At 65.7% G+C, this 26,918-nt stretch carries 26 protein-coding genes; 15 read left to right on the top strand and 11 right to left on the bottom strand.

Annotated elements, in window-relative coordinates:
* Positions 1-3: 3 nt before the first annotated feature.
* Both ACVRRC_RS05815 and ACVRRC_RS05810 read right to left on the bottom strand, forming a co-directional pair.
* Positions 4-1,650 (bottom strand): acyl-CoA dehydrogenase family protein, encoded by a 1,647-nt coding sequence (locus ACVRRC_RS05815; RefSeq protein WP_048330007.1) that lies wholly within the window; start codon positions 1,648-1,650, stop codon positions 4-6.
* 148 nt (positions 1,651-1,798) lie between these two features.
* Positions 1,799-3,799 (bottom strand): sensor histidine kinase, encoded by a 2,001-nt coding sequence (locus ACVRRC_RS05810; RefSeq protein ID WP_472996731.1) that lies wholly within the window; start codon positions 3,797-3,799, stop codon positions 1,799-1,801.
* Between the two features lie 223 nt (positions 3,800-4,022).
* On the opposite strand from ACVRRC_RS05810, the gene ACVRRC_RS05805 reads away from it, so the two are divergent.
* The 10 genes from ACVRRC_RS05805 to lnt all read left to right on the top strand — a co-directional run bounded on the left by ACVRRC_RS05805 (position 4,023) and on the right by lnt (position 13,582).
* Positions 4,023-4,817 (top strand): hydroxymethylpyrimidine/phosphomethylpyrimidine kinase, encoded by a 795-nt coding sequence (locus ACVRRC_RS05805; protein WP_472996730.1) that lies wholly within the window; start codon positions 4,023-4,025, stop codon positions 4,815-4,817.
* A 14-nt stretch (positions 4,818-4,831) separates the two neighbouring features.
* Positions 4,832-5,473 carry a thiamine phosphate synthase gene (gene thiE, locus ACVRRC_RS05800; RefSeq protein ID WP_011914765.1) on the top strand — a complete coding sequence of 214 codons (642 nt, stop codon included), beginning with the start codon at positions 4,832-4,834 and terminating at the stop codon, positions 5,471-5,473.
* 53 nt (positions 5,474-5,526) lie between these two features.
* Positions 5,527-6,810 (top strand): glutamate-1-semialdehyde 2,1-aminomutase, encoded by a 1,284-nt coding sequence (gene hemL / locus ACVRRC_RS05795; protein ID WP_011914766.1) that lies wholly within the window; start codon positions 5,527-5,529, stop codon positions 6,808-6,810.
* Positions 6,811-6,818: 8 nt separating this feature from the next.
* Positions 6,819-7,430: a hypothetical protein gene (locus ACVRRC_RS05790; RefSeq protein ID WP_437197756.1), complete on the top strand. Its 612-nt coding sequence runs from the start codon at positions 6,819-6,821 to the stop codon at positions 7,428-7,430.
* 117 nt (positions 7,431-7,547) lie between these two features.
* Positions 7,548-8,084 carry a tetratricopeptide repeat protein gene (locus ACVRRC_RS05785; protein WP_011914768.1) on the top strand — a complete coding sequence of 179 codons (537 nt, stop codon included), beginning with the start codon at positions 7,548-7,550 and terminating at the stop codon, positions 8,082-8,084.
* A gap of 103 nt (positions 8,085-8,187) precedes the next feature.
* Positions 8,188-9,501 carry a tRNA (N6-isopentenyl adenosine(37)-C2)-methylthiotransferase MiaB gene (miaB, locus tag ACVRRC_RS05780; RefSeq protein ID WP_013984158.1) on the top strand — a complete coding sequence of 438 codons (1,314 nt, stop codon included), beginning with the start codon at positions 8,188-8,190 and terminating at the stop codon, positions 9,499-9,501.
* Between the two features lie 131 nt (positions 9,502-9,632).
* On the top strand, positions 9,633-10,640 hold the full coding sequence (locus tag ACVRRC_RS05775) for a PhoH family protein (RefSeq protein WP_017246529.1): 1,008 nt from the start codon (positions 9,633-9,635) through the stop codon (positions 10,638-10,640).
* A complete protein-coding gene (ybeY, locus tag ACVRRC_RS05770) occupies positions 10,633-11,115 on the top strand; it encodes an rRNA maturation RNase YbeY (protein WP_045633641.1) in 483 nt (160 codons plus the stop codon). Before ACVRRC_RS05775 ends, ybeY begins: the two co-directional genes overlap by 8 nt.
* Positions 11,116-11,124: 9 nt before the next feature.
* On the top strand, positions 11,125-11,967 hold the full coding sequence (locus ACVRRC_RS05765; RefSeq protein ID WP_011914772.1) for an HlyC/CorC family transporter: 843 nt from the start codon (positions 11,125-11,127) through the stop codon (positions 11,965-11,967).
* Between the two features lie 103 nt (positions 11,968-12,070).
* Positions 12,071-13,582, top strand: coding sequence for an apolipoprotein N-acyltransferase (lnt, locus tag ACVRRC_RS05760; RefSeq protein WP_186416236.1), 1,512 nt, complete (start codon positions 12,071-12,073; stop codon positions 13,580-13,582).
* Between the two features lie 40 nt (positions 13,583-13,622).
* Here the strand turns inward: lnt and ACVRRC_RS05755 are convergent, their stop codons facing one another.
* Positions 13,623-14,396, bottom strand: coding sequence for a YdcF family protein (locus ACVRRC_RS05755; protein ID WP_014597823.1), 774 nt, complete (start codon positions 14,394-14,396; stop codon positions 13,623-13,625).
* Between the two features lie 65 nt (positions 14,397-14,461).
* Positions 14,462-14,914 carry a TFIIB-type zinc ribbon-containing protein gene (locus ACVRRC_RS05750; protein WP_011914775.1) on the bottom strand — a complete coding sequence of 151 codons (453 nt, stop codon included), beginning with the start codon at positions 14,912-14,914 and terminating at the stop codon, positions 14,462-14,464.
* A 262-nt stretch (positions 14,915-15,176) separates the two neighbouring features.
* Between ACVRRC_RS05750 and leuS the strand changes: the two genes are divergently transcribed.
* The 5 genes from leuS (at position 15,177) to ACVRRC_RS05725 (ending at position 21,099) form a co-directional block, all read left to right on the top strand.
* Positions 15,177-17,783: a leucine--tRNA ligase gene (leuS, locus tag ACVRRC_RS05745; protein ID WP_045633634.1), complete on the top strand. Its 2,607-nt coding sequence runs from the start codon at positions 15,177-15,179 to the stop codon at positions 17,781-17,783.
* Between the two features lie 43 nt (positions 17,784-17,826).
* Positions 17,827-18,432 (top strand): LPS-assembly lipoprotein LptE, encoded by a 606-nt coding sequence (locus tag ACVRRC_RS05740; RefSeq protein WP_045633635.1) that lies wholly within the window; start codon positions 17,827-17,829, stop codon positions 18,430-18,432.
* Between the two features lie 37 nt (positions 18,433-18,469).
* A complete protein-coding gene (holA, locus tag ACVRRC_RS05735; protein ID WP_472996729.1) occupies positions 18,470-19,501 on the top strand; it encodes a DNA polymerase III subunit delta in 1,032 nt (343 codons plus the stop codon).
* Positions 19,502-19,579: 78 nt separating this feature from the next.
* Positions 19,580-19,738 (top strand): alternative ribosome rescue factor ArfA, encoded by a 159-nt coding sequence (arfA, locus tag ACVRRC_RS05730; protein ID WP_013984167.1) that lies wholly within the window; start codon positions 19,580-19,582, stop codon positions 19,736-19,738.
* A 62-nt stretch (positions 19,739-19,800) separates the two neighbouring features.
* The gene (locus ACVRRC_RS05725) at positions 19,801-21,099 is read left to right on the top strand and encodes a lytic murein transglycosylase (RefSeq protein ID WP_043942270.1); all 1,299 of its coding nucleotides are present in this window, start codon (positions 19,801-19,803) and stop codon (positions 21,097-21,099) included.
* Between the two features lie 84 nt (positions 21,100-21,183).
* Here ACVRRC_RS05725 and ACVRRC_RS05720 read toward each other — a convergent pair whose 3' ends face one another.
* From ACVRRC_RS05720 to mltB, 7 genes are all read right to left on the bottom strand, one after another.
* Entirely contained in the window at positions 21,184-21,528 is a 345-nt protein-coding gene (locus tag ACVRRC_RS05720) for a hypothetical protein (protein WP_013984169.1), read from the bottom strand.
* A 200-nt stretch (positions 21,529-21,728) separates the two neighbouring features.
* Complete coding sequence (lipA, locus tag ACVRRC_RS05715; protein WP_020305844.1) at positions 21,729-22,706, bottom strand: lipoyl synthase; 978 nt, start codon at positions 22,704-22,706, stop codon at positions 21,729-21,731.
* Positions 22,699-23,355: a lipoyl(octanoyl) transferase LipB gene (gene lipB / locus ACVRRC_RS05710; RefSeq protein WP_084899935.1), complete on the bottom strand. Its 657-nt coding sequence runs from the start codon at positions 23,353-23,355 to the stop codon at positions 22,699-22,701. The genes lipA and lipB overlap by 8 nt, the downstream gene beginning before the upstream one ends.
* Positions 23,355-23,639 carry a DUF493 domain-containing protein gene (locus tag ACVRRC_RS05705; protein WP_014597830.1) on the bottom strand — a complete coding sequence of 95 codons (285 nt, stop codon included), beginning with the start codon at positions 23,637-23,639 and terminating at the stop codon, positions 23,355-23,357. The genes lipB and ACVRRC_RS05705 overlap by 1 nt, the downstream gene beginning before the upstream one ends.
* A 66-nt stretch (positions 23,640-23,705) precedes the next feature.
* The gene (locus tag ACVRRC_RS05700) at positions 23,706-24,863 is read right to left on the bottom strand and encodes a D-alanyl-D-alanine carboxypeptidase family protein (RefSeq protein WP_045633638.1); all 1,158 of its coding nucleotides are present in this window, start codon (positions 24,861-24,863) and stop codon (positions 23,706-23,708) included.
* 47 nt (positions 24,864-24,910) lie between these two features.
* Positions 24,911-25,903: a septal ring lytic transglycosylase RlpA family protein gene (locus ACVRRC_RS05695; protein ID WP_048330017.1), complete on the bottom strand. Its 993-nt coding sequence runs from the start codon at positions 25,901-25,903 to the stop codon at positions 24,911-24,913.
* On the bottom strand, positions 25,900-26,877 hold the full coding sequence (gene mltB, locus ACVRRC_RS05690; RefSeq protein WP_011914787.1) for a lytic murein transglycosylase B: 978 nt from the start codon (positions 26,875-26,877) through the stop codon (positions 25,900-25,902). Before mltB ends, ACVRRC_RS05695 begins: the two co-directional genes overlap by 4 nt.
* Positions 26,878-26,918 lie beyond the last annotated feature (41 nt).

The following is a 26,918-nucleotide window of genomic DNA, read 5'->3' as shown; positions in this document are numbered from 1 at the left end:
GGCTCATAGATGCGGTGCGCTGCGCGCCAGCAGCGCGGCGATATCCAGCCCCCTCGGCAGGGTGCCGTGCACCCGCCCGTGGCCATCCAGCCGGCTGGCGATGAAGGCATCCGACACCGCGGCATCGCCCGCTTCGAGCAGCAGCTTGGCCTGCAGCGTCACGGCCACCTCTTCGGTCAGCTGGCGGGCGCGGTACTGGATGTCCTCGGTGTCGCCGAAGGCCGCCTTCAGTCGCTGGATATGCACTTTAAGACGCGCGTCACCGTGGCCATCGCCGAGTTCGGCGAACAGCACCTCCAGCACGCCGGGCTCTTTGGACAGCGCGCGCAGTACATCCAGGCATTGCACGTTGCCGGAGCCTTCCCAGATGGAATTCACCGGCGCCTCGCGATAAAGCCGCGGCAGGATGGTTTCCTCGACATAGCCGGCGCCGCCGAGGCATTCGCTGGCCTCGGCGATCATGGTCGGGGCGCGCTTGCAGATCCAGTACTTGCCGATGGCGGTGACCAGCCGGGCGAACTTGTCTTCGTGCTCGTCACGGCGATGGTCCTGGGCGCGGCCCATGCGCAGGGTCAGCGCCAGCGCTGCCTCGCTTTCCAGGGCAAGGTCGGCCAGCACGTTCTGCATCAGCGGCTGATCGAGCAGGGCACGCCCACCTACCCGGCGGTGCGCGCAATGATGCATGGCCTGTGTCAGCGCCTGACGCATCAGCGAGCTGGAGCCGATCATGCAGTCGAAACGGGTCGAGGCGACCATCTCGATGATGGTCGGCACGCCTCGGCCCTCTTCGCCAACCATCCAGGCCAGCGCGCCGCGGTACTCGACTTCGCTGGAGGCGTTGGCCCAGTTGCCCAGCTTGTTCTTCAGCCGCTGGATATAGAAGGCGTTGCGCGTGCCGTCCGGGCGATGGCGCGGCAGCAGGAAACAGGACAGCCCCTTGTCGGTCTGCGCCAGGGTAAGGAAGGCGTCGCACATGGGCGCCGAGCAGAACCACTTGTGGCCGATCAGCTCGTAGGCCTGCCCCGGCCCGCCAGCACCGACCGCAAAGGCACGGGTCGTGTTGGCACGCACGTCGGTGCCGCCCTGCTTTTCGGTCATGGCCATGCCGATGGTGACGCCCGCCTTCTGCTCCATCGGCACGTTGCGCGGGTCGTATTCGCGGGCGAGGATCTTCGGCAGCCAGCGTTCGGCAAGGTCAGGCTGCAGACGCAACGCCGGCACGCTGGCGTAGGTCATGGTCAGGGGGCAGCTGCTGCCGGCTTCGGCCTGGTTGTGCAGGTACATCAGCGCCGCACGCGCCACCTGCGCGCCGGGCTGGGGATCGGTCCAGGGCAGCGAGGGGATGCCATGCTCGACGGCGGTGCGCATCAGCTCGTGATAGGCCGGATGGAATTCCACCAGATCGATCCGATGACCGTAGCGATCATGGCTCTTGAACACCGGCCTGTTCTCGTTGGCGAGAAAGCCGGCCTGCATCAGTGGCCCACCGGCCAGCGCGCCATAGACATCCAGCCGCCCCTGGGCCCAGCCGGCATGATAGCGCTGCGTCCACTGTTGCAACGGCAGGTCGAGGCGGTAGAGGTTGGCGCCTTCGAGCGGCGGCACCTGGTTGATGACCTCATGGGTTTCGGCACAGGTCTGCGGAATCATCTGACGGCCCTCGTTTCGTTGCCGATGCGCGGCGGCTGTCAGCAAGCGTAGTCGGCGCATGCGAGCAACGGGCGGCGCGGTTGGATCAGCAGTGAAACACGCAGCGGCAGACCGCTTGAAGCGAGGTATCGGCCAAAAGGTCCGCGCCTCAGGCAATCGGCGCGGACGGCGGATTGCCGTTCGGTTGACTCGTGAGCATCTGTTCGGGGCCATGCAGCGGGAAGCGCACGCGGATGCAGAAGCGACTGCCCAGGCCGGGCCGCGACTGCTGGCTCAGCTGGCCGCCGAACACTTCGATCAGCCCGCGGCTGATCGCCAGGCCGATGCCGAGCCCGCCGTAGCGTCGGGTCATGGAGCCATCCACCTGGCGGAACTGGTGATAGAGGTAGGCCTGATCGGCGTCGCTGAAACCGATGCCACTGTCGATCACTTCTACCTCGAGCTGCACCTGGCGCTGTTCCACCGCGCCGCCGAAGCGCAACGTCACGGCGCCCCGCGAGGTGAACTTGACCGCGTTGTCGAGCAGATGACAGATGCTTTGCTCGAACTTCTCGCCGTCCCCGTACACGCGGTCCGGCAGCTTGCCGTCGAACTCCAGATCGAAGGCCAGCCCCTTGGCGCGCGCCTGGGGGCCGAACTGCTGCTCCAGCCGCACCGCCGTGTCGCGCAGGCTGAAGCGCTGGGCCTGCAGGCGCAGCTTGCCGGCGCGCAACTCGCTGAGCACGAGGATGTTGTTGACCAGGCGCATCATGTCCCGCGCCGAACCGGTGGCGATGTGCTGGTACTGCTGGAGTTCCTCCGGGGTTTCCGACGCCGGCAGCAGCTCGAGCGCGCCCATCACGCCCATCATCGGCGTGCGCAGCTCGTGGCTGATGTTGGAGAGAAACTCGTCCTTGAGCCGGTTGCTCTCGGCCAGCTCGCGGTTCAGCTGTTCCAGGTCGGAGCGGGCGTTCTCCAGGATCTTTGCCCGCTCGTCCTTCAGCGCGTTGATGCGATCGGCCAGCGCCATCGAAAGCAGCACCACCTCCAGCGCGGCCCCCAGCTGGCTGGCGTACATCGTCAGGAAGTTGTGCGGCAGGTGGCCGAGCACCATCAGGGTGTTGATCTGCCCTCCGACCAGCAACGCGCTCCAGGCAATGATGAAATAGCGCGCCACACGCATGCCGCGCAGCCAGGCCAGGATGCCGGCGGCGAACACCGCCAGGGTGAAGAGCAGCGCCAGCGCGGTGGCCAGGCGCAGCGACAGGCCATAGTCGGTGGTCAGCGCCAGCACCATGACCACCACCGAAAAACCGATGATCAGCCGCAACAGCCGGTCCATCCAGCGGCTGTGCTCGGCGGTGCGCAGGAAACTGCGGGTGAACAGGCAGCCGAACAACCCGGTGGCGCCGATCAGAAGGGGCGTCGCAGCGTTGGCCCACCAGGGCCGATCCGGCCAGAGAAACTGCACCCCGGCGCCGTTCACCGAGACCTGGTAGAGGCCAAACGCGGCGATATAGAGGATGTAGAACAGGTAGCTCTGGTCGCGGATGCTGATATAGATGAACAGGTTGTAGACCAGCATCGCCAGCAGCACGCCATAGATCATGCCCAGTACGTAGATGCGTCCCGGCTGCGCCTCCAGATAGGCGTGCTGCGACCAGAGGCTCAGCGGCACCTGAATCGAGCCTTCGCTCTCCACCCGCAGGTAGAGGCGCTGCGGCTGCTCGGGCTGGAGCTCGAGTTCGAACAGGTAGTTGCCCTGACGGATCTCGCGACTGGCCCAGGGCCGGGTGTCGCCGGTATCCCGGGCGAGGCGGTAGCCACCCTGCCCGTCGGACAGATAGAGCTGCAGGCTGTCCAGCGGCGGATACGCCACTTCCAGCAACCAGCGCCTCGCCCCCTGGGCGATCTGCGGCCGGTAGCTCAGATCGATGCGAACCCAGTGCACGGAGCGTGAATAGCCGGCGTTGAACACCGGCGTTCGATTGCGCTGGAAATGGCTTTCGAATGCGGGCGACGCGATGTCCTCTATGCCGATCTCTCCGCGCGGGTCCTCGAACACTTCCATCACCTGCCCGAGCGGCAAATGACGGGTGTGTTCGTCGAGCTCGACGGCGGCGGCCAAGGCAGGCAGAACAGCCAGGAAGAAGAGGAAGACGTACCGCATGATGCCTCGTGCAGGCCAGGCGACTACTGCGAACCCACCGTCGGTGAACTCTGTCGCCCGGTCCGAAAACCAAAGTGCCAGCAATCTACCACAGCGGCGTGCGCACCCGGAAAAAGCCGATTCGCCAGGATGACTTGGCCGATGACCGGTGCGCGCGGCGGTGGCGGATAGACGCACAACTGCCGCGTCCCGCCAGCGCGGTTTGGTGATAAGCTCGCACGCCATGAAAAACTTCACTTCCCGTCCCGTCGTCCTCTGCCTGTCCGGCCACGATCCCAGTGGCGGCGCCGGCCTGCAGGCGGACATCGAAGCCCTGCTGGCACAGGCCTGCCACGCTGCGCCGACCGTCACCGCGCTCACCGTGCAGGACACCGTCAACGTCTCCGACTTCCGCGTGCTCGACCGCGAGTGGGTACTCGCCCAGGCCAACGCAGTGATCGCCGACCTGCCCATCGCCGCCGTCAAGCTGGGCATGCTCGGCTCGGTTGAGATGGTCGAGACGGTGCTCGAGATCATGGCCCGGCTGCCGGGCGTGCCGCTGGTCTGCGACCCGGTGCTGCGCGCCGGCGGTGGCGGCGCGCTGGGCAAGGAGGATGTCGGCTACGCCATGCGCGAGCGGCTGTTCCCGGTTTCCACCATCGCCACGCCGAATCTGCCGGAAGCTCGGATCCTTGCCGAACTGCCGGAGGGCAGCGCCGACGAGTGTGCCGAGCGCCTGCTGCCGCATATCGGCCACCTGCTGATCACCGGCGGCCATGGCGACGAGAGCGAAGTGCACAACCGCCTGTATTGCCGCGACGGCAGTCGTCACGACTTCACTTGCGCGCGCCTGCCGGGCAGCTATCACGGCTCCGGCTGCACGCTTGCCAGCGCCCTGGCCGGTCGTCTGGCACTGGGCGAGGAGCTGACCAGCGCGGTCCGCTCGGCACTCGACTACACCTGGCGCACGCTGCGCGATGCCGAGGCCCCCGGCCACGGCCAGTACGTGCCGCGCCGCCTGCCCCTGGACCTGCCCTGACTGGAGACCAGCGCATGAAGGAATCGTCCCGCCTGCGCGGCCTGTACGCCATCACCGACAGCAAGTTGCTGGCCGATGGCCGCCTGCTGCCCTATGTCGAGGCGGCACTGAAGGGCGGCGCCCGCCTGCTGCAGTATCGAGACAAGACCAGCGACGAGGCGCGGCGGCTGCGCGAGGCCGATGCGCTGCAGGAGCTCTGCGCCCGCCACGGTGCTCAGCTGATCATCAACGATGATGCCGAGCTGGCCGCGCGCCTGGGCGTTGGCCTGCACCTGGGCCAGGAAGATGGTTCGCTGGCAGCCGCCCGGGCCCTGCTCGGCCGCCAGGCGATCATCGGTGCCACCTGTCATGCGCAACTGCCGCTGGCCGAGCAGGCGGCGCGTGACGGCGCCAGCTACGTCGCCTTCGGCCGTTTCTTCCAGTCCCACACCAAACCCGGCGCACCGGCAGCCAATCACGAATTGCTGCGTGAAGCCCGCGCCCGTATCGGCCTGCCCATCGTCGCCATCGGTGGCATCACGCTGGACACCGCGCCATCACTGATCGCCGAAGGCGTGCAGATGATCGCCGTGATCCACGCCCTGTTCGCCGCCGACAGCGCCGCCGAGGTCGAGCGCCGCGCCCAGGCCTTCAGCCAACTGTTCAACACGCCCTGATTCCGCCACGGCGGGTCGCTGATGCCGGCCCGCCCCTGTTTTGCGAGGCCCGCATGTCCCGTTCCGAAACCCTTTTCGCCAGCGCCCAGACCCACATCCCCGGCGGCGTCAACTCGCCGGTTCGCGCCTTCCGCAGCGTCGGCGGCACCCCGCTGTTCCTCAAGCACGCCGAAGGCGCCTATGTCATCGACGAGGACGACAAGCGCTACGTCGACTACGTTGGCTCCTGGGGCCCGATGATCCTCGGCCACAGCCACCCGCAGGTACTGGATGCCGTGCGTCGCCAGCTCGAGCACGGGCTGTCCTACGGCGCACCGACCGCGATGGAAACCGAGATGGCAGAGCTGGTCTGCCGTCTGGTGCCGTCCATGGAGATGGTCCGCATGGTCAGCTCCGGCACCGAGGCAACCATGAGCGCGATCCGCCTGGCCCGTGGTTACACTGGTCGCGACGCCATCATCAAATTCGAGGGCTGCTATCACGGCCACTCCGACAGCCTGCTGGTGAAAGCCGGCTCCGGCGCCCTGACCCAGGGCGTACCAAGCTCAGCGGGCGTGCCGGCAGACTTCGCCAAGCACACCCTGACCCTGGCCTACAACGACCTCGACGAAGTCGAAGCCACGCTGAAGGAGAAGGGCGAGCAGGTCGCCTGCATCATCGTCGAGCCGGTGGCCGGCAACATGAACTGCGTGCCGCCGGCGCCGGGCTTCCTCGAAGGCCTGCGCCGCCTGTGCGACGCGCACGGCGTGGTGCTGATCTTCGACGAGGTGATGACCGGTTTCCGCGTCGCCCTCGGCGGTGCCCAGGCCTACTACGGCGTGACGCCGGACCTTTCGACCTTCGGCAAGATCATTGGCGGCGGCATGCCGGTGGGCTGCTTCGGCGGCAAGCGCGCCATCATGGAACGCATCGCCCCGCTCGGCCCGGTCTACCAGGCTGGCACGCTGTCGGGCAATCCACTGGCCATGGCCGCTGGCCTGACCACCCTGGAGTTGATCAGCCGCCCAGGCTTCCATGACGAACTGGGTGCCTACACCAGCCGCATGCTGCAGGGCCTGCAGGATCGCGCCGATGCCGCCGGCATCCCCTTCGTCACCACCCAGGTGGGCGGCATGTTCGGTCTGTATTTCAGCGGCGCTGACGACATCGTGACCTTCGCCGACGTCATGGCCAGCGATGCCGACCGCTTCAAGCGCTTCTTCCACCTGATGCTCGAGGGCGGCGTTTACCTGGCGCCGAGCGCGTTCGAAGCCGGCTTCACCTCCATCGCCCACGGCGATAAAGAGCTGGCCATCACCCTCGACGCCGCCGAGCGCGCCTTCGCCAAGCTCAAGTGAACGCGCCGATGGAACTGCTGCAGTCCCTGCTGCTGACGCTTGCCGCTGCTGCCAGCGCGATCCTGATCGGTCGCGCCCGGCGCCGTTACGGCGAAGCGGATCAACCGGCGCTGTTCAGCGCGATGCTCGCCTTCATCCTTGCCGCGGCCAGCGGGGCGACCGGCCTCGCCGGCGGATTGGCCGAGGCCCAGCAGTGGCTGGAACGCGCCACCCTGCTGCTCGGTCTGCCGCTGCTCGCGCTGGCGGCGCTGACCCTGGCACGACGCTGGGCCTGGAGCCGGCCGAACTGGGGCCGGGTGGTGCTGGGCCTGTGCGTGTTCTTCGAACTGGCACGACAGCTGGGCTGGAGCGAGCCCTATGCGCTCGGCCTGCTGCTCGCCAGCGCGCTGCTGGTGATCTATGCGGCGGTGCTGCAATGGCCGGAACGCTTGTCGAGCGGTGCTGGCGTCGCGGCCGGCGTGCTGTTGCTGCTCATGCTGCCGATGCCCAGCGGCAGTACTATTGGCAATCCGCTGGCCGGGGTAGAGCCACTGCTGCTGGCCATCGCCAGTCCGCTGCTGGCGCTGCTGTTGCTGCGCTTACCGGGCAGCACAGGCGAACAACAGCCAACCGCGACATAAAAAGCCGATGGCAGGCGGTTAAAGGCTTTGTAAGCAGACTGCAGCTTATCCATAATGTGACGGCTGGCTCGTTCCAGCCTTTCATTATCGCCCTGCTCCTCGAGGCGCCAGATTTTCATGATCCGCACCGGCCGCATCCTGTCTTTGGGCTGTCTGCTGCTTCTCTCGCCTCTCACGGCCCTGGCCGGCGGGAACACCCTGCTGATCCCGGCGACCGCCCGTTGCGCGCTCAACACGCTCCCCGAAGAACTGCCCGAGGCGCTGCGCAGCTGCCAGCAGGCCGCCAGTGAAGGCGACGTGCAGGCCGCCTACGAACTGGGCGAATTCCACTACGATGGCCGCCGCGCACCGCGCGACCTGGCCAAGGCGCTGTACTGGTTCGAACAGGCATCGCTGCGCGGCCATGCGGCGGCGCAGCACCGCCTCGGCGTAATGTTCTTCCGGGGCGAAGGCGTCAAGGCGAACAACGTCCAGGCCTATATCGTGCTGAAGATGGCTGCGGTCAACGGCGAGGACGAGGCGCTGGACACCGCCGACCGCGTCTCCGCGCAGATGCGCCGCGACGAACTGGAGATCGCCACTCAAGTGCTCGGCCAGATCTTCCGCGACTATCTCATGCAGCTGCAGGCCGCCGACGCGCCGCTCATTCCCTGAAGCCTGGCGAGGCAGCCGCCCTGCGGCATCCGTCCGCGCTTTCCCCTGCCCGGCGGTGGGCATATAATCGCCGGTCATTTTTTGCACAACGCCGGCCCGTAACATGACCCGCAAGCTTTTCATCGAAACCCATGGCTGCCAGATGAACGAGTACGACAGCTCGCGCATGGTGGACCTGCTGGGCGAACACCAGGCCATGGAGATCACTGAGAATCCGGCAGAAGCCGACGTGATCCTGCTCAATACCTGCTCGATACGCGAAAAGGCCCAGGAAAAGGTCTTTTCCCAGCTGGGCCGCTGGCGCGAACTGAAACAGGACAATCCGCAGCTGGTGATCGGCGTCGGTGGCTGCGTCGCCAGCCAGGAAGGCGCGGCGATCCGCGACCGCGCGCCCTATGTCGATGTGGTGTTCGGCCCGCAGACACTGCACCGCCTGCCGGAAATGATCGATGCCGCGCGCACCACCAGGACGCCGCAGGTGGATATTTCCTTCCCCGAGATCGAGAAGTTCGACCGCCTGCCCGAGCCGCGCGTCGACGGCCCCAGCGCCTATGTTTCGGTCATGGAAGGCTGCAGCAAGTACTGCACCTTCTGTGTGGTGCCCTACACCCGCGGCGAAGAAGTCAGCCGGCCGCTGGCCGATGTGCTGGCGGAGATCGTTCACCTGGCCGAGAACGGCGTTAAGGAAGTCACCCTGCTGGGGCAGAACGTCAACGGCTATCGCCACGACGGCCACGACTTCGCCGACCTGCTGCATGCAGTGGCAGCGATCGATGGCATCGGACGCATCCGCTACACCACCAGTCATCCGCTGGAATTCTCCGACGCCATCATCCAGGCCCACGCGGACATCCCGCAGCTGGTGAAATACCTGCACCTGCCGGTGCAGGCCGGTTCCGACCGCATCCTCGCAGCGATGAAGCGCAACCACACCGCGCTGGAATACAAGTCGCGCATCCGCCGCCTGAAGGCCGCGGTCCCGGACATCCTGATCAGCTCGGACTTCATCGTCGGCTTCCCCGGCGAGACGGACAAGGACTTCGAACAGACCATGAAGCTGATCGAGGACGTCGGCTTCGACTTCTCCTACTCCTTCGTCTACAGCGCTCGTCCCGGCACCCCGGCGGCGGACCTCGCCGACGACACACCGGAGGAGGTCAAGAAACAGCGCCTGGCGATCCTGCAGCAGCGCATCAACCAGCAGGGCTTCGAGAACAGCCGACGAATGGTCGGCACCACGCAGCGCATCCTGGTCAGCGACTACTCGAAAAAGGACCCCGGCATGCTGCAGGGCCGTACCGAGCACAATCGCATCGTCAACTTCCGCTGCGACAACCCGCGACTGATCGGCCAGTTCGTCGACGTTCACATCGACGATGCGCTGCCACACTCGCTGCGTGGCAGCCTGCTATCTTGAGAGTGACGGTCGCGGGCCGGTGTGATTGCATCGGCGCTGCGACCGGCTGCCCGACTGTGCTTTCCGCATTGCGCCCGCAGCGCTATTCTTTCCCTCACCACTTCGCCGATCACGGCCACATATAAAAGCCCTTGAACGCACCCATAGAACCGCATCGTTTCACCCTCGAACCCTTTGAAGCCCGTCGCTTCGCCAACCTCTGCGGCCAGTTCGACGAGCATCTGCGCCTGATCGAACAACGCCTGGAGCTGGAAATCCGCAACCGCGGCAACCAGTTCGAACTGGTCGGCCCGAGCAACGTGGCCAAGTCCGCCGAGAACCTCCTGCGCCGCCTGTACCGCGAGACCAAGACCACCGAGCTGTCTCCGGACATGGTGCACCTGTACCTGCAGGAATCCGGCATGGAGGAACTGGCCAACCCGAACGCCCAGCAGGGCGTGGCGCTGCGCACCAAGAAGGGCATGATCCGCCCGCGTGGCGCCAACCAGCAGCGCTACGTCAAGGCCATCCTCGACAACGACATCAATTTCGGCGTGGGCCCGGCCGGTACCGGCAAGACCTACCTGGCGGTCGCCTGCGCGGTGGACGCGCTGGAACGCGAGCAGGTGCGCCGCATCCTGCTGGTGCGCCCGGCGGTGGAAGCCGGCGAGAAGCTCGGCTTCCTGCCGGGCGACCTGGCGCAGAAGATCGACCCCTACCTGCGCCCACTGTACGACGCGCTCTACGAAATGCTCGGCTTCGAGTACGTGGCGCGGCTGATCGAGAAGCAGGTGATCGAGATCGCTCCGCTGGCCTACATGCGCGGGCGTACGCTGAACAACAGCTTCATCATCCTCGATGAGAGCCAGAACACCACCCAGGAGCAGATGAAAATGTTCCTGACCCGGATCGGCTTCGGCTCCACCGCCGTGATCACCGGCGACATCACCCAGGTCGACCTGCCGCGTGGCACCAAGAGTGGCCTGGCGCACGTCATCGAGGTGCTCAAGGACGTCAACGGCATCAGCTTCACCCACTTCAAGCCCAAGGACGTGGTGCGCCACCCGCTGGTGCAGCGCATCGTCGAGGCGTACGAGTCGTTCGAGGATCGTCAGTCGCCGGGCAGCAAGCGCGCCGCGCAGGATGCCGCCGGTGATTGAACTCGATCTGCAGTGCGCCAGCACTGGCGCCGCGCCCGCTGCGGCGGACCTGCAGCGCTGGTGCGAACTGGCGCTGCGTCAGCGCAGTGGCGACTCCGAGCTGACCATTCGCCTGGTCGACGAGGAGGAAGGCCGCGAGCTCAACCGCACCTGGCGTCAGAAGGACTACGCCACCAACGTGCTGTCGTTCCCGGCCGATGTGCCGGACGAATTTCTCGACATTCCGCTGCTCGGCGACCTGGTCATCTGCGTGCCGGTGGTCGAGCGCGAGGCAGCGGAACAGGGCAAGGCCCTCGACGCGCACTGGGCGCATCTGGTCATCCATGGTTGCCTGCATCTGCTCGGCTACGATCACATCGAAGATGCCGAAGCCGAGGAGATGGAAGCGCTTGAGCGCCAGCTGCTGGCTGAACTGGGGCACCCCGACCCCTATGCTGAAGATTCGCCCGAAACGGGCATTTGCAAGGACTCTTGAGTCAACGACATGAGCGAAGATCGATCGATCAGCGGGCAGAAGACCTGGCTGGAAAGAATCACCCAGGCTTTTGCCCATGAACCCAAGAATCGCCAGGAGCTGCTGGAGATCCTGCGCGAGGCCCACCAGAACAAGCTGCTCGACAACGAGGCGCTGGCCATCGTCGAAGGCGCCATCCAGGTCGCCGACCTGCAGGTACGCGACATCATGGTGCCGCGGTCGCAGGTGATCAGCATCAAGGCCGACCAGTCTCCACGCGAATTCCTCCCCGCCATCATCGCTGCTGCGCATTCGCGCTATCCGGTCGTCGGCGAGAGCCTCGACGAGGTGATCGGCGTGCTGCTGGCCAAGGATCTGCTGCCGCTGATCCTCAAGGAGGACCAGCAGAACTTCGATATCAAGGACCTGCTGCGCCCGGCCACCTTCGTGCCCGAATCCAAGCGCCTCAATGTGCTGTTGCGCGAGTTCCGCGCCAACCACAACCACATGGCCATCGTCATTGACGAATACGGCGGCGTGGCCGGCCTGGTGACCATCGAAGACGTGCTCGAGCAGATCGTCGGCGATATCGAGGACGAGCACGACGTCGAGGAAGACAGTTATATCCGACCGCTGCCCAGCGGCGACTTTCTGGTCAAGGCGCTGACGCCGATCGACAGCTTCAACGAGTACTTCGGCAGCGCCTTCCCCGACGACGAGTTCGATACCGTTGCCGGCCTGGTGATGAGCACCTTTGGCCATCTGCCCAAGCGCAACGAGGTGACCGAGATCGACGGTTTCCGCGTTCGCGTATTGAACGCCGACAGCCGCCGCGTGCACATGCTGCGCCTGAGCCGTCTGGAAAGCGCTTGACCTGCGACTTGCCGCCCGCCCGCGGGCGGCAAGCGATCGGCCAGCTTGCCCGATCGCCTCGTTGCCCTTAGCCTGCGCCGCAATCCCCGCCCAAGGAAACCCCATGCACTGGTTCACCCGCCCCGGCTGGCCGGGCAATCTGCTGGCGCTACTGGCCGGCACGCTGACCACGCTTTCTCTGGCCCCCTTCGACATCTGGCCGCTGGCCCTGTTGTCGGTGGCACTGCTCTACCTCGGGCTGCGCGAAACCGGGCCTAAACAGGCGGCGCAACGCGGCTGGTGCTACGGCTTCGGCCTGTTCGCCTCGGGCGTCAGCTGGGTCTACGTCAGCATCCATGACTTCGGTGCGGCGTCGCCGCCATTGGCCGGGCTGCTGACGCTCGGCTTCGTCGCCGGCCTGGCGCTGTTCTTCGCCCTGCTCGGCTGGCTCTGGGTGCGGCTGCTGCGCAATCGCCATTCGGCGCTCGGTGACGCGCTGGCCTTCACCGCGCTCTGGCTGGCCTTCGACGCCCTGCGTGGCTGGCTGCTCACCGGCTTTCCCTGGCTCTATATCGGCTACAGTCAGCTCGACGGCCCGCTATCCGGTCTGGCGCCGGTGGGCGGCGTCTGGCTGCTGAGCTTCGCCATCGCCCTGAGCGCCACCCTGCTCGTCGCGCTGCCGCGGCTGCGTGCCGACAAGCCGCGTCTGGCGGCTGGCATCCTGTTGTTGATCGCCCCCTGGCTGACCGGCCTGGCGCTCAAGGATCGCGCCTGGACCCAGGACAAGGGCACCCCCCTGAGCGTGGTTGCGGTACAGGGCAACGTCGAGCAGAGCATGAAGTGGGACCCCAAGAAGCTGGAGATGCAGCTGCTGTTGTACCGCGACGTGACCTTTCGCAGCCGCCCGGCGGACTTGATCGTCTGGCCGGAAACCGCCGTGCCGATCCTCAAGGAACACGCCGAAGGTTACCTGGCGATGATGGCTGGCTTCGCCGAGCAGCGCGGATCGGCGCTGATCACCGGTGTGCCGGTCCGCCAGCCCAACGCCGATGGCGAGCTGCGCTACTACAACGGCCTGACCACCGCTGGCGAGGGTGCCGGCACCTACCTCAAGCAGAAGCTGGTGCCGTTCGGCGAGTACGTGCCGCTGCAGGAACTGTTGCGCGGGCTGATCGCCTTCTTCGACCTGCCAATGTCCGACTTCGCCCGCGGCGAACCCGGCCAGCCGCTGCTGCAAGCCAGAGGCCTGCAGATCGCGCCCTACATCTGCTATGAGGTGGTCTATCCGGAGTTCGCCGCGGGCCTCGCGGCGCAGAGCGACCTGCTGCTGACGGTGAGCAACGATGCCTGGTTCGGACGCTCCATCGGCCCGCTGCAGCACCTGCAGATGGCGCAGATGCGCGCGCTGGAGGCCGGACGCTGGATGATCCGCGCGACCAACAACGGCATCACCGTGCTGATCGACCCCTATGGGCGCATCACCGAGCAGATTCCGCAGTTCGAACAGGCCGTGCTGTATGGCGAGGTCACGCCGATGCAGGGGCTTACGCCCTACCTGCGCTGGCGCTCCTGGCCGCTGATCGCGGTATGCGCGTTGCTGCTCGGCTGGGCACTGGTCAGACGCAAGTCCGCATAGGGACACTCTGTGTCCCTGCGACTGGGAGAAAGCATGCCGCTCATTCGTTCGCCGAGCGATAAACCAGCGGGTACACCGCCATCCCCACCACTTCGTTGAGCAGCAGGCCGTTCTGCCAGAACGCCTTGGATTCCGGCAGCCAGCCATTGAGCGGACGCGCGTTGTGCCCGCCCATAAAGCCGACGGGCGCGGCGATCACCTCGATGCCGTTCTGCTCGAAGCACCAGCGCGAGCGCGGCATATGTGCGGCCGAGGTGACCAGCACCACCCGCTCGACGCCGGCGGCGCGCAGCATCTCGGCGCTGAACAGGGCATTCTCCCAGGTGGTCCGGCTGCGCTCCTCGAGCCAGCGCGTGGCCACGCCGAAGTCGCGCTGCAGCACCTCCGCACCGAGCATGGCCTCGCTGGGCGGCTGCCCGTAATGCAGACCGCCACTGGTGAGAATCGGCAGCCCGCTGGCCTTGGCCAGTCGTGCCGCATAGCGCAGGCGCTCCAGCGCGGTGTAGCCCGGCTGATCGCCGCCCCAGGCCGGATCGTTCTGCTCCCGGCCCGCGCCCAGCACCACAATGGCCCCGGCTTGCCCGCTCAGTTGCGACCAGCGTGCCTCCACCAGTGCCGGCTCGCGCTCCACCGCGCGCGCCGTCCATTCGACGACGATCGGCAAGCTCATCAACCAGAGCCCGGTGAAGCCGGTGACGAAACACAGCGCCGCCAGCCTTGGCGAGCGGCGGCGCAGCCACCAGCCCAGCAGCAACAGAAGCAACAGCACACCTGGTGGCAACAGCAGTTGCTTGAAGAAATAACGAATCGGCATCCCAGCTCTCCGGCAAAGGACGACACTCTAGCGGCTGTCAGCCGATTTGTCGGCGCAGGCTGAGCTCAATGACGCGGGTAGGTGTGCAGCCGTTGCCGGGCACGCAGCAACTGTGAACCGCATGCCGGGCATGCCGCAGGCCCGGCACCTTCCGGCCAGCTCACCTCGGCATTGCACAGGGCGCAGCTCAGAGTTTGCTGCAGATGCAAGGGGGCATGCCTGGGGCGCATGCCATGTCGCTGGCGACTACCCCCGCGTACGGCGGGTCGCATTGCCTGGCGCGTGAGATGGGCCTGTTCCTCGGCGGCGGCATGCCAGCCGGAAAGCCACTGGGAATCGCGCTGGAGATAGGCACGGATCAACTCGAACTCGGCGGGGGTCAGCCCGCGCACCTCGAGCTCGCCGGCGACATCCGCCTCACCGGACGCGCTTCGCTCCGCCTCCTGCAGCGCCGACGTCAAGCGCTGCAGCACCCGTGCATATAGACTGCTGTCCTCCGCTCGCGGCTCTCTGTCCATCTACCTCACCTCACGTTCGTCCCGCCCCTGGATCAAGCGTAGCTCAGCCTGGCCCGCTCAAGCCGGACACGACGGACGGAACCCAAGGCGCTGACGGCAAATCGGGTTTCCCTAGGCTGCGGGGGGTCATGTATGCTACGGCGCTTCCATGCCTCCGCCCGCCACCCGCCGGGTCGCGTTTGCACAGGGTCCTTCGGACCTGCCTGCCGCGCCTGCGCCAGCGCATTCGCGGAGAGCCAGCCCCTACCCAACGCCAGTAGCCATGCACGAACAGTATCAGCCCCGCGAGATCGAAGCCGCCGCGCAATCCCACTGGGATTCGCAGAAATCCTTTGAAGTGAGCGAACAGCCCGGCAAGGACACCTTCTATTGCCTGTCGATGTTCCCCTACCCCAGCGGCAAGCTGCACATGGGCCACGTGCGCAACTACACCATCGGCGACGTGATCGCCCGCTACCAGCGCATGCAGGGCAAGAACGTGCTGCAACCGATGGGCTGGGACGCCTTCGGCATGCCGGCCGAAAACGCCGCGATGAAGAACCAGGTGGCGCCGGCCAAATGGACTTACGAGAACATCGCCTACATGAAGGCCCAGCTGAAAAGCCTGGGCCTGGCCATCGACTGGTCGCGCGAAGTCACCACCTGCAAGCCGGACTACTACCGCTGGGAACAGTGGCTGTTCACCCGCCTGTTCGAGAAGGGCGTGATCTACCGCAAGAACGGCACGGTGAACTGGGACCCGGTCGACCAGACCGTGCTGGCCAACGAGCAGGTCATCGACGGCCGTGGCTGGCGTTCGGGCGCGCTGATCGAGAAGCGCGAAATCCCGATGTACTACTTCAAGATCACCGCCTACGCGGATGAGCTGCTGGAGAGTCTGGACGAGCTGGACGGCTGGCCCGAGCAGGTCAAGACCATGCAGCGCAACTGGATCGGCAAGTCGCGCGGCATGGAGATCAGCTTCCCCTACGACGTCGCCAGCATCGGCAACGAAGGTGTGATGAAAGTCTTCACCACCCGCCCCGATACGCTGATGGGTGCGACCTACGTGGCCGTCGCCGCCGAGCATCCGCTGGCCACCCTGGCGGCGCAGCACAACCCCGAGCTGCAGACCTTCATCGATGAGTGCAAGCGCGGCGGCGTTGCCGAAGCCGACATCGCCACCCAGGAGAAGAAGGGCCTGGCCACTTCCCTGCGCGTGCAGCACCCGCTGACCGGCGAACTGCTGCCGGTATGGGTCGCCAACTACGTGCTGATGAACTACGGCGAGGGCGCGGTCATGGCCGTGCCGGCGCATGACGAGCGCGACTTCGAATTCGCCAGCAAGTACGGCCTGCCGATCAAGCCGGTGGTACGCACCAGTGCCGGCGACGAGACACCCGCCCCCTGGCAGGACGCCTACGGCGAGCACGGCCAACTGATCAACTCCGGCATCTACGACGGCCTGGATTTCGAAGGCGCCTTCGATGCCATCGAAGTGGCGCTGCAGAAGAAGGGCCTCGGCCAGGCGCGTACCCAGTTCCGCCTGCGCGACTGGGGCATCAGCCGCCAGCGCTACTGGGGCTGCCCGATCCCGATCATCCATTGCGACAGCTGTGGCGATGTGCCAGTGCCGGAAGACCAGCTGCCGGTGGTGCTGCCCGAAGACGTGGTGCCGGATGGCGCCGGCTCGCCGCTGGCCAGGATGCCCGAGTTCTACGAATGCACCTGCCCGAAATGCGGCGCACCGGCCAAGCGCGAAACCGACACCATGGACACCTTCGTCGAGTCGTCCTGGTACTTCGCCCGCTACGCCAGCCCGAACTATGACAAGGGCATGGTCGACCCGCAGGCGGCCAACCACTGGCTGCCGGTGGATCAGTACATCGGCGGTATCGAACACGCCATCCTGCACCTGCTCTATGCGCGCTTCTTCCACAAGCTGATGCGCGACGAAGGGCTGGTGTCTTCGAATGAGCCGTTCAAGAACCTGCTGACCCAGGGCATGGTGGTCGCCGAGACCTACTACCGCACCCTGGAAAACGGCGGCAAGGACTGGTTCAACCCGGCCGACGTCGAGGTCGAGCGTGACGCCAAGGCCAAGGTCATCGGCGCCAGGCTCAAGACCGACGGCCTGCCGGTGGAAATCGGCGGCACCGAGAAGATGTCCAAGTCGAAGAACAACGGCGTCGACCCGCAGGCCATGATCGATGCCTATGGCGCCGACACCTGCCGCCTGTTCATGATGTTCGCCTCGCCGCCGGACATGAGCCTGGAGTGGTCCGACTCCGGCGTCGAGGGCGCGAGCCGCTTCCTGCGCCGGGTCTGGCGTCTGGCGCATGCACATGTCAGCGCAGGCGTCGCAGGCGCGCTGGACACCGCCAGTCTGAACGACGAGCAGAAGGCCGTGCGCCGGGCGATTCACCTTGCGATCAAACAGGCCAGTGTCGATGTCGGCCAGCACCACAAATTCAACACCGCCATTGCCCAGGTGATGACGCTGATGAACGTGCTGGAAAAGGCCCCGACCGCCAACGCACAGGACCGCGCGCTGCTGCAGGAAGGACTGGAAACCGTCGCCCTGCTGCTCGCGCCGATCACGCCGCATATTTCTCACGAACTCTGGCAGCAACTCGGCAAGCAGGGCGCGATCATCGATGCCTCATGGCCGAAGGTCGACGAATCCGCCCTGGTGCAGGACAGCCTGACCCTGGTGGTGCAGGTCAACGGCAAGCTGCGCGGTCAGATCGAAGTACCGGCCGCCGCCACTCGCGAGGAAGTCGAGGCCGCCGCCCGTGGCAACGAGAACGTGCTGCGCTTCACCGAAGGCCTGACCATTCGCAAGGTCATCGTGGTGCCGGGCAAACTGGTCAATATCGTCGCTAACTGATTCGGCCCCGGCGCATGCGCCGGGCCTGCAAGGGGATAACAAGATGAACACACGGAACCTGATGGTGCTGGGCCTGACGCTGCTGCTGAGCGCCTGCGGCTTCCAGCTGCGCGGCACCGGCGATGTCGAGTTCGGCCTCAAGGAAGTCAACCTGCAAGCGCGTAACAGCTACGGCGAAACGGTGCAGCAGCTCGAAGACCTGCTCAAGAGCAACGGCGTACGCGTCACTCCGGCTGCCAAGTACAGCCTCAACCTGGCCCGCGAGCAGACCCGCCAGCGCACCGCCAGCTACACCAGCTCGGCACGCAGCGCCGAGTACGAGCTGACCAGCACTCTCGATTACGAATTCCGCGGCCCGCAGAACCTGCTGTTGCTCGAAGACAGCATCGAGGTGCAGAAGGTCTACGTGCACGACAGCAACAACCTGATCGGCTCGTCCCAGGAAGGCGACCAGCTGCGCCAGGAAATGCGCCGCGAACTGCTGCAGCAGCTCGCCCTGCGTATCCAGCGCATCACGCCGTCACAGCTCGACCGCCTGCAGCAGGAAGCCGAAGCCAAGGCACGCGCCGAGGCGGAGGCCGTCGAAGCCGCCCGCCGCGCCCAGGACGCGCAACCGCAGCAGTCGCCCATCCAGCTACCCGTCCGCTGAGCCTGCACGGGGGCCGTAGCGCCCCCGTCTTCTGCCCATGAAGCTCTCCCCCGCCCAACTCGGCAAGCACCTGCAAGGCAGTCTCGCGCCCGTCTACGTGGTCTGTGGCGACGAGCATCTGCTGTGCCAGGAAGCCTGCGATGCGATTCGCGCGGCTACTCGCGCACAGGGGTTCAGTGAGCGCCAGGTCTTTCATGTCGAGACCGGCTTCGACTGGGGCCAGCTCATCGAGGCTGGCGCCAGCCTGTCGCTGTTCGCGGAAAAACGGCTGATCGAGTTGCGCATTCCCAACGGCAAGCCAGGGGACAAGGGCGCCGCGGCGCTACTGGACTACCTGGCGCGCCCGGCCGACGACACGGTGCTGTTGATCAGCCTGCCCAAGCTCGACGGCAGTACGCAGAAGACCAAGTGGGCCAAGGCGCTGATCGAAGGCAAGGACGTGCAGTTCCTGCAGATCTGGCCGGTGGATGCCGCGCAGCTACCGCAATGGATCCGCCAGCGATTGCCCCAGGTCGGCCTGTCCGCTGACCAGGAAGCCGTCGAGCTGATCGCCGCGAGAGTCGAAGGCAATCTGCTGGCCGCCGCCCAGGAAATCGAGAAGCTGAAACTGCTGGCCGACGCCGGTCAGATCAGCGCCGATACCGTGCAAGCCGCCGTCGCCGACAGCGCCCGCTACGACGTCTTCGGCCTCATCGACGCGGCGCTCCAGGGGCAGGCCGCTCATGCGCTGCACATGCTCGAGGGCTTGCACGGCGAGGGCGTGGAGGCACCAGTGATCCTCTGGGCATTGGCGCGCGAGCTGCGCCTGTTGGCCAACATCTCCCAGCAGTATGGCCAGGGCGTTCCGCTCGATCGCGCCTTCAGCCAGGCCCGCCCACCGGTCTGGGACAAACGACGCCCGCTGGTCTCCAAGGCACTGCAACGGCACGACGCCGCAGGCTGGAGCCGCTTGCTGATGGCTGCACAGCGCATCGACGAGCAGATCAAGGGCCAGGCCGAAGGCGACCCCTGGATCGGGCTGGCCAATATCTGCCTGCAGCTGAGCGGCCGCCGGCTGGGCGCGGGCTGACATCGCCGCCTGCTGGACATTTTTTGTACAAGCCCTATGATGCCCTCGCCCGATGCCGGGCTACCTGAGGGATACATCATGAGCACACGCAAGAAGCGGCCGAACAAGGCCAAACGGCTGGTCGCGCAACCGCTGTTCCGCCAGCGCCAGGAAACGCCCAAGAAAGGCAAAGGCAGCTACCGCCGCGAAGCCTCCCAGTCCACCAACTGGGAGGCTTCGGTCCTTCTGACGGCCTGAAAACCCAACACCCCGAAAGCGTGATAATGTCAGCGGCCGACGACACCTTTCGAGAGTGGTGCATGTATTACACCTTCGTTCCCGTTCTGCTGCTGCGAACGCTGGTCGCCGCCTCGGCGATGAGCCTGGTGGTCGCCTGTGCCGCCGAACCCCTCGCGCAGTCTTCTCTTGTCGGCAACGCGGCCGCCCCCTCCGGTCAGCGTAGCGACAATGCCGTCGTCGACGCGCCAGCAGAAGCCACGCATCTCAGCTTCAGCCAGTGGCGCGAGCAGTTCCGTGCAGAGGCCCTGGCAGCGGGCATTTCCGCCGCCACCTTCGACCGCGCCTTCGCCGGGGTGCAGCCCGATCCGGCGGTAATCGAAGCCGATCGCAGCCAGCCGGAGTTCACGCGCCCGGTCTGGCAATATCTGGAAAGCGCGATTTCACCCCAGCGGGTCCGCAGCGGACAGCGCCTGTTGAACGAGCACGCCGCAACCCTGGACCGCATCGAGGCACGCTACGGCGTCGATCGTGAGACCCTGGTCGCCGTCTGGGGCCTTGAGAGCAGTTTCGGCCAGATCATGGGCGACAAGTCGGTGATCCGCTCGCTGGCCACCCTCGCCCATGAAGGGCGCCGCCCGGCCTTTGCCAAGAGCCAGCTGATCGCGGCGCTGGAGATCCTCCAGCACGGCGACGTGTCACCGCAGCAGATGCGCGGTTCCTGGGCTGGCGCCATGGGTCAGACGCAATTCATCCCGACCACCTATAACACCCATGCGGTGGACTTCGACGGTGACGGCAAGCGCGACATCTGGAACAGCTCGGCCGACGCCCTGGCGTCCGCCGCACACTACCTGCAGGCCTCTGGCTGGAAGCAAGGTCAGCCCTGGGGCTTCGAGGTGCAACTGCCCAGCGGCTTCGACTACGCCCTGGCCGACAACGAGATCCGCAAGCCACTGGCGGAATGGCGCCGCCTCGGCCTACGCGACCTGCCCAGCGGACGAGACGAAGCCAATGCCAGCCTGCTGCTGCCAGCCGGACACCGTGGTCCGGCATTCCTGATCATGGACAATTTCCGCGCGATCCTGCGTTACAACAACTCCTCGGCCTACGCGCTGGCCATCGGGCTGCTGTCCGAGAGCTTCCAGGGCAAGGGCCAGGTGGCGGGTAGTTGGCCGCGTGGCGAGCAGCCGCTCAGCCGTTCGGAGCGCCTGGAGCTGCAGGAGCGCCTTGTCGCTCAGGGCTTCGACCCCGGCACCCCGGACGGCATCATCGGTGCCAATACGCGCAAGGCCATCCGCGGCTTCCAGCAGCGCCTCGGCTGGCCCGCCGACGGTCATCCCACCCAGGAACTGCTCGGCCGCCTGCGCGCTCAGCCCTGACTAACCTTAGCCAACGAAAAAGCCCCGACAGGTTATGCCGGGGCTTTTTTTTGCGTTTAGCCTCTACGTGAGTGCCAGACGGCCTCAGTGCTTGATCGCGACTTCATAGAGGTAATCGGGAAGCGGATCGATCACCACCTGCTGCCCCTGGTAATGGGCCTTGACCGCTTCGCGCGGTACGACGCCATGGGGAACCCGCTGGTCGCCGCCCAGCCGCTGGCGAGCACGGTAGTCGATGACGCAGCCATCGGCTTCGACCCAGAAGTGTGGCGCAACCACCTTACCGTCCAGCTCGACCTGCCCCAACATCGCACGGTACGGAATACGCTGTTTGGCCAGACGCGTCACGACCAGGCGGCTCATCGCGTCGCACTCGACCTTTGCGGCATCCAGATCGTCAAGCAAGTCCTTCAACTGGGGTTCGTTCATCTGCAGTGGCCCTCGGTTGGCCTCATGGTGTAAACGAGCGCCACTATAGACCAAAGTCTAATGCGGCGTAATGCCGCAATTTTCTTGCCAACGCTTCGCTGGCAAACCGAACGGATTCCGCCACGCGGGCAACAAAAAAGCCGCGGAGGCGATTCGACGCCTGCGCGGCTTTCCTTGGAACGACCGGACCGCCGGTCCGATCAGTCGTGCTTGGCGCCGTGAGCCTGCTGGTCGGCGTGGTACGAGGAGCGCACCAGCGGGCCCGAGGCGACGTTCTTGAAGCCCATCTTCATGCCTTCCTCGGCGAACCAGGCGAAGGTGTCCGGGTGCACGAAACGCTGCACCGGCAGATGGTTGCGCGACGGCTGCAGATACTGGCCGAGGGTCAGCATGTCGATGTCGTGCTCGCGCATGCGCTGCATGACCTCGATGACTTCCTCGTCGGTCTCGCCAAGGCCGAGCATCAGCCCCGACTTGGTTGGCACGCCCGGCACGCGCTGCTTGAACTTCTCCAGCAGATCCAACGACCACTCGAAGTCCGACCCCGGGCGCGAGGACTTGTACAACCGCGGCACGGTTTCCAGGTTGTGGTTGAACACATCCGGCGGCTCAGTGGCGGTGATCTCCAGGGCGATCTCCATGCGTCCGCGATAATCCGGCACCAGGGTCTCCAGCTGAATGGACGGCGACAGCTTGCGAATCTCACGCAGGCAGTCAGCGAAATGCTGGGCGCCGCCGTCGCGCAGGTCATCCCGGTCCACCGACGTGATGACCACGTACTTCAGGCGCATGTCGGCGATAGCCTGGGCGAGGTTCTTCGGCTCATCCGGGTCCAGCGCGTTCGGCCGGCCGTGGCCGACGTCGCAGAACGGGCAGCGGCGCGTGCAGATGTCGCCCATGATCATGAAGGTGGCGGTGCCGCTGGAGAAGCACTCGCCCAGGTTCGGGCAGGAGGCCTCCTCGCAGACGCTGTGCAGCTTGTGCTTGCGCAGGGTCTGCTTGATCTGGTCCACCTCCGGCGATACCGGGATGCGCACGCGAATCCAGTCCGGCTTCTTCGGCAATTCATCGGTGGGGATGATCTTCACCGGAATCCGCGCGACCTTCTCGGCACCGCGCAGTTTGACGCCAGCCTCAACCTTGGCCGGGCGCTTGCCTGCCGTTTCTACACTACTCATAAGCTTCGATTCCGCCCGCGAGGGTCTTCTGTTGCGCGTATCCGAGCTGCCGGACCAGATGATCACGCAGCCGATCAGCCACTTCAGAGATGTCGATCGGCCCGATCAGGTCACGCAACTGGGTCATGGGCAACCCTGCATAACCGCAGGGGTTGATGCGCCGGAAAGGTTCGAGATCCATGTCCACGTTCAGCGCCAGGCCGTGGAAGGACCGGCCGTTGCGAATGCGCAGGCCCAGGGAAGCGATCTTCGCGCCGCCGACATAAACGCCCGGTGCATCGGGCTTGGCCACCGCCTCGACGTCGTACCCGGTCAGCAGATCGATCAGACTCCGCTCGATGCGGCTGACCAGCTCACGCACGCCGATGCCGAGCCGACGCACGTCCAGCAACAGGTAGCCGACCAGCTGACCCGGCCCGTGATAGGTGACCTGACCGCCGCGGTCCACCTGCACCACCGGAATCTCGCCCGGAAACAGCAGGTGCTCGGCCTTGCCGGCCTGGCCTTGCGTGAATACGGGCGGATGCTGCAGCAGCCAGATCTCGTCGCCACTGTCGGCATCGCGCGTATTGGTGAAATGCTGCATGGCCTGCCAGGCAGCCCGATACTCGATCAGCCCTAGCTCACGCACACCCACGTCGTGGGTCATCACAGCACCATGTGGACACGACCGGTGGCCCGCAGGTCGACATGGATGGCCTGCAGCTGCTCGACACCGGTGGCGGTGATCAGCACCTGCAGCGAAAGGAAGCGTCCGTTGCGGCTGTCACGGGTGACCACGGTGGTCTCGTCGAAGTCCGGCGCGTGGCGCTGAATGACTTCGATCACCACCTCGCGGAACCCCTCGCCGGCCTCGCCGATCACCTTGATCGGGTAGCGCTCGCAGGGGAAGTCGATCTTGGGTGCAGCGATATCGTCTTGGCTATCGGTCATGGCGTAACGGACTCGTGATCCGCACGTGCGCCGCGGCGGGGTCAGCCGAAGCGCACTCGAGCGTGGTCAGTTGAACAGGCTGTAGAAGAACAGGCGAATGCTATCCCAAAAACGGCGGAACAGCCCACCCTCTTCGACGGTTTCCAGCGCCACCAGATCGGTGCTGCGCACGACCTTGTCGTCCAGCTTGACCTCGACCTTGCCGACCACGTCGCCCTGCTGGATCGGCGCGGTCAGCGTGCCGTTGAAGCTCATGACAGCCTGCAGCTTCTCTACCTGGCCGCGTGGCAGAGTCATGGTCAGGTCCTGAGCCAGACCGGCCTTGAGCTTGCTCTGCTGCCCCTTCCAGACCTGGGCTTCGGCCAGCTCGGTGCCTTTCTGGTAGAAGGTGCGGGTCTCAAAGAAGCGGAAGCCGTAGGTCAGCAGCTTCTGGGTCTCCGCGGCACGGGCCTGCTCGCTGTCGGTACCGAACACTACGGAGATCAGGCGCATGTTGTCACGCACGGCGGACGCCACCAGGCAGTAGCCGGCCTCTTCGGTGTGGCCGGTCTTCAGGCCGTCGACGGTCTTGTCGCGCCACAGCAGCAGGTTGCGGTTGGGCTGCTTGATGTTGTTCCAGAAGAATTCCTTCTGCGCATAGATCGCGTAGTGCGCAGGGTCTTCGTAGATGATCGCCCGCGCCAGCTTGGCCATGTCATTGGCCGAGGAGTAGTGCTCCGGATGCGGCAGGCCGGTGGCGTTGACGAAGTGGGTGTTGCTCATCCCCAGGCGCTGCGCGGTGCTGTTCATCATGTCGGCGAAGGCTTCTTCGCTGCCGGCGATGTGCTCGGCCATCGCGACACTGGCGTCGTTGCCCGACTGGATGATGATGCCGTGCAGCAGGTCATCCACCGAAACCTGGGTGTTGACCTGGATGAACATGCGCGAGCCGCCGGTACGCCAGGCCTTCTCGCTGACGGTGACCATGTCGTTGTCGCTGATCTGCCCTTTCTGGATCTCCAGGGTGGCGATATAGGCGGTCATCAGCTTGGTCAGGCTGGCCGGTGGCAGGCGTTCGTCGCCGTTGTGCTCGACCAGCACCTCGCCGCTGGCGGCGTCCATCAGCATGTAGGACTTGGCCGCCAGCTGCGGAGCCGACGGCAGGATCTGGGCCGCCCAGACGGTCGGAGCGACCGTCAGCAGAGTCAGGACAATGAAGCGTTGCACGAGGCTGGTGATGTTCATCCGAATCTCAAGTTAGTCAGGTAAAACAAGGCAGGGATTGCAAAGGCTCAGTCGGCCGCGACCCGCCGCGGCTGCCCGAGGTTGGCCAGGCGAACGCTCTGCTCGAGCTGCACGGCCTCATCCGGCGTGTCGATGGGCCCCAGCCGCACCCGGTGCAGGGTCTGCTGGTTGTGTACCACCGAGCTGATGAACACCGGTGCAGACACCACGCCGCTCAGCTTGTCCTTGAGCAGCTGTGCCGCATCCGGATTGGCGAAGGCGCCAACCTGGAGAAACAGGCCAGAGGCTGCGGGCGAAGCGTTTTTTTTTGCGTCGATTTCCAGCGGCACCGTCGCCGCAGCGTGCTGCTGCGGCGGCGGGGTGTACTGTTCGATCGGCTGGGCGATGCTGGTGGCCGGCTTGCTCGCCGCCATCTGCGGCTGCGCCATCATCGCCGGAACGGGGCGCCCCTGTGCCGCCCACCACTGTTGCGGATCGATGCCCTCAACCTTGACCCGCGCCGTGCCGGTCTCGGCGAACCCCAGTTTCTTCGCCGCGGCGAAGGACAGGTCGATGATCCGGTCGGAATAGAACGGGCCGCGGTCGTTGACGCGCAACGTCACGGTGCGTCCGTTATCCAGGTTGGTGACCTTGACGTAGGTGGGCAGCGGCAGGGTCTTGTGCGCCGCGCTCATGCCGTAGAGGTCGTACTTCTCGCCATTGGCAGTGGGCTGCCCGTGGAACTTGGTGCCATACCAGGAAGCCGTCCCGGTGGCCGAGTAACGATGGCCATCGCTGATGGGGAAGTAGGTCTTGCCCAGCACCGTATAGGGGTTGGCCTTGTACGGTCCGTAATGCGGCATCGGCACGGCGTCCGGGATCTGCGAGACGTCCACGTCCCACCAGGGCGCGCCATCCTTGTGCGGCCGTGCGTAATCGCCAGGGCCGCTACTGGTGGTGCTCTTGCTCGGCGTGGAGCTCGGCGCCGGGGTCGAGGAGCAGCTTGCCAGCAGGGCTCCCGTCACGCCCAAGGCGACCAGTCTTGTCCAGAGAGGGCTCATTGTTCGCCTCGCGCGTCAGCCAGCAGCTGGGACAGCTGATGTACGGCCATGGCGTACATCACGCTGCGGTTATAGCGGGTGATCACATAGAAGTTGGGCAGGCCCAGCCAGTATTCGTCGCCCTCGGCGCCTTCCAGGCGGAAAGCGGTCACGGCGGTCTGGTCTGCCACCGACTTGTCGAACTGCCAGCCAAGGGCGCGCATTTCTCCGGCGTTCTTCTGCGACTCGAGGCCGACGGTCAGGCCTTCCTCGAAGCGCTCGCCAGAGACCTTCGCCCGTGCCACTACAGGTTCACCGGCGGCCCAGCCATGCTGCTTGAAATAGCTCGCGGCGCTGCCGATGGCGTCGGTGGGGTTGTTCCAGATGTCGATGTGGCCGTCACCATCGAAGTCCACGGCATAGGCGCGGAAGCTGCTCGGCATGAACTGCGGCAGGCCCATGGCCCCGGCGTAGGAACCCTTGAGAGTCAGCGGGTCGACCTGCTCCTCGCGGGTCAGCAGCAGGAATTCCTTGAGCTGCTGGCGGAAGAAGGGCTGACGCGGCGGGTAGTCGAAGCCCAGGGTCGACAACGCATCGATCACGCGATGGCTGCCGGTGTTGCGACCATAGAAGGTTTCCACGCCGATGATCGCCACGATGATTTCGGCCGGCACGCCGTACTCGGCTTCGGCACGGGACAGCGCCGCCTCGTTCTCGCGCCAGAAGTCGACACCCTGGGCGACGCGCGAGTCGGTGAGGAAGATCGGCCGATATTCCTTCCACGGCTTGACCCGTTCGGCCGGCCGCGAAATGGCGTCGAGAATGGCCTGCTTCCGCTCGGCCTGCTTGAACAGATCACGCAGCTGTTCGCTGGCGAAACCGTAGTCGCGGGTCATCTCCGCGATGAACTCGTCCACGTTGGCGCCGGTGTAATCCGCGGCCTGCAGCGGCACGCTCCCCAGCACAGCGCCGGCCAAGCCTACGCTACCCAGCATCCGTGCCACCCAGCCCCGCCGTAATGAAGTCAACAAAGTCA

Source organism: Stutzerimonas sp. LR2, from assembly GCF_055755175.1.
The sequence above is the reverse complement of the archived record's forward strand: the minus strand, read 5'-3'. Positions and strand labels throughout refer to the sequence as shown.

Bases quoted from the DNA above. Each gene is read 5' to 3' on its own strand.
- ACVRRC_RS05815 (WP_048330007.1), bottom strand. From the start codon at position 1,650: ATGATTCCGCAGACCTGTGCCGAAACCCATGAGGTCATCAACCAGGTG.
- ACVRRC_RS05810 (WP_472996731.1), bottom strand. From the start codon at position 3,799: ATGCGGTACGTCTTCCTCTTCTTCCTGGCTGTTCTGCCTGCCTTGGCC.
- ACVRRC_RS05805 (WP_472996730.1), top strand. From the start codon at position 4,023: ATGAAAAACTTCACTTCCCGTCCCGTCGTCCTCTGCCTGTCCGGCCAC.
- thiE (WP_011914765.1), top strand. From the start codon at position 4,832: ATGAAGGAATCGTCCCGCCTGCGCGGCCTGTACGCCATCACCGACAGC.
- hemL (WP_011914766.1), top strand. From the start codon at position 5,527: ATGTCCCGTTCCGAAACCCTTTTCGCCAGCGCCCAGACCCACATCCCC.
- ACVRRC_RS05790 (WP_437197756.1), top strand. From the start codon at position 6,819: ATGGAACTGCTGCAGTCCCTGCTGCTGACGCTTGCCGCTGCTGCCAGC.
- ACVRRC_RS05785 (WP_011914768.1), top strand. From the start codon at position 7,548: ATGATCCGCACCGGCCGCATCCTGTCTTTGGGCTGTCTGCTGCTTCTC.
- miaB (WP_013984158.1), top strand. From the start codon at position 8,188: ATGACCCGCAAGCTTTTCATCGAAACCCATGGCTGCCAGATGAACGAG.
- ACVRRC_RS05765 (WP_011914772.1), top strand. From the start codon at position 11,125: ATGAGCGAAGATCGATCGATCAGCGGGCAGAAGACCTGGCTGGAAAGA.
- lnt (WP_186416236.1), top strand. From the start codon at position 12,071: ATGCACTGGTTCACCCGCCCCGGCTGGCCGGGCAATCTGCTGGCGCTA.
- ACVRRC_RS05755 (WP_014597823.1), bottom strand. From the start codon at position 14,396: ATGCCGATTCGTTATTTCTTCAAGCAACTGCTGTTGCCACCAGGTGTG.
- ACVRRC_RS05750 (WP_011914775.1), bottom strand. From the start codon at position 14,914: ATGGACAGAGAGCCGCGAGCGGAGGACAGCAGTCTATATGCACGGGTG.
- leuS (WP_045633634.1), top strand. From the start codon at position 15,177: ATGCACGAACAGTATCAGCCCCGCGAGATCGAAGCCGCCGCGCAATCC.
- ACVRRC_RS05740 (WP_045633635.1), top strand. From the start codon at position 17,827: ATGAACACACGGAACCTGATGGTGCTGGGCCTGACGCTGCTGCTGAGC.
- holA (WP_472996729.1), top strand. From the start codon at position 18,470: ATGAAGCTCTCCCCCGCCCAACTCGGCAAGCACCTGCAAGGCAGTCTC.
- arfA (WP_013984167.1), top strand. From the start codon at position 19,580: ATGAGCACACGCAAGAAGCGGCCGAACAAGGCCAAACGGCTGGTCGCG.
- ACVRRC_RS05725 (WP_043942270.1), top strand. From the start codon at position 19,801: ATGTATTACACCTTCGTTCCCGTTCTGCTGCTGCGAACGCTGGTCGCC.
- ACVRRC_RS05720 (WP_013984169.1), bottom strand. From the start codon at position 21,528: ATGAACGAACCCCAGTTGAAGGACTTGCTTGACGATCTGGATGCCGCA.
- lipA (WP_020305844.1), bottom strand. From the start codon at position 22,706: ATGAGTAGTGTAGAAACGGCAGGCAAGCGCCCGGCCAAGGTTGAGGCT.
- lipB (WP_084899935.1), bottom strand. From the start codon at position 23,355: ATGACCCACGACGTGGGTGTGCGTGAGCTAGGGCTGATCGAGTATCGG.
- ACVRRC_RS05705 (WP_014597830.1), bottom strand. From the start codon at position 23,639: ATGACCGATAGCCAAGACGATATCGCTGCACCCAAGATCGACTTCCCC.
- ACVRRC_RS05700 (WP_045633638.1), bottom strand. From the start codon at position 24,863: ATGAACATCACCAGCCTCGTGCAACGCTTCATTGTCCTGACTCTGCTG.
- ACVRRC_RS05695 (WP_048330017.1), bottom strand. From the start codon at position 25,903: ATGAGCCCTCTCTGGACAAGACTGGTCGCCTTGGGCGTGACGGGAGCC.
- mltB (WP_011914787.1), bottom strand. From the start codon at position 26,877: ATGCTGGGTAGCGTAGGCTTGGCCGGCGCTGTGCTGGGGAGCGTGCCG.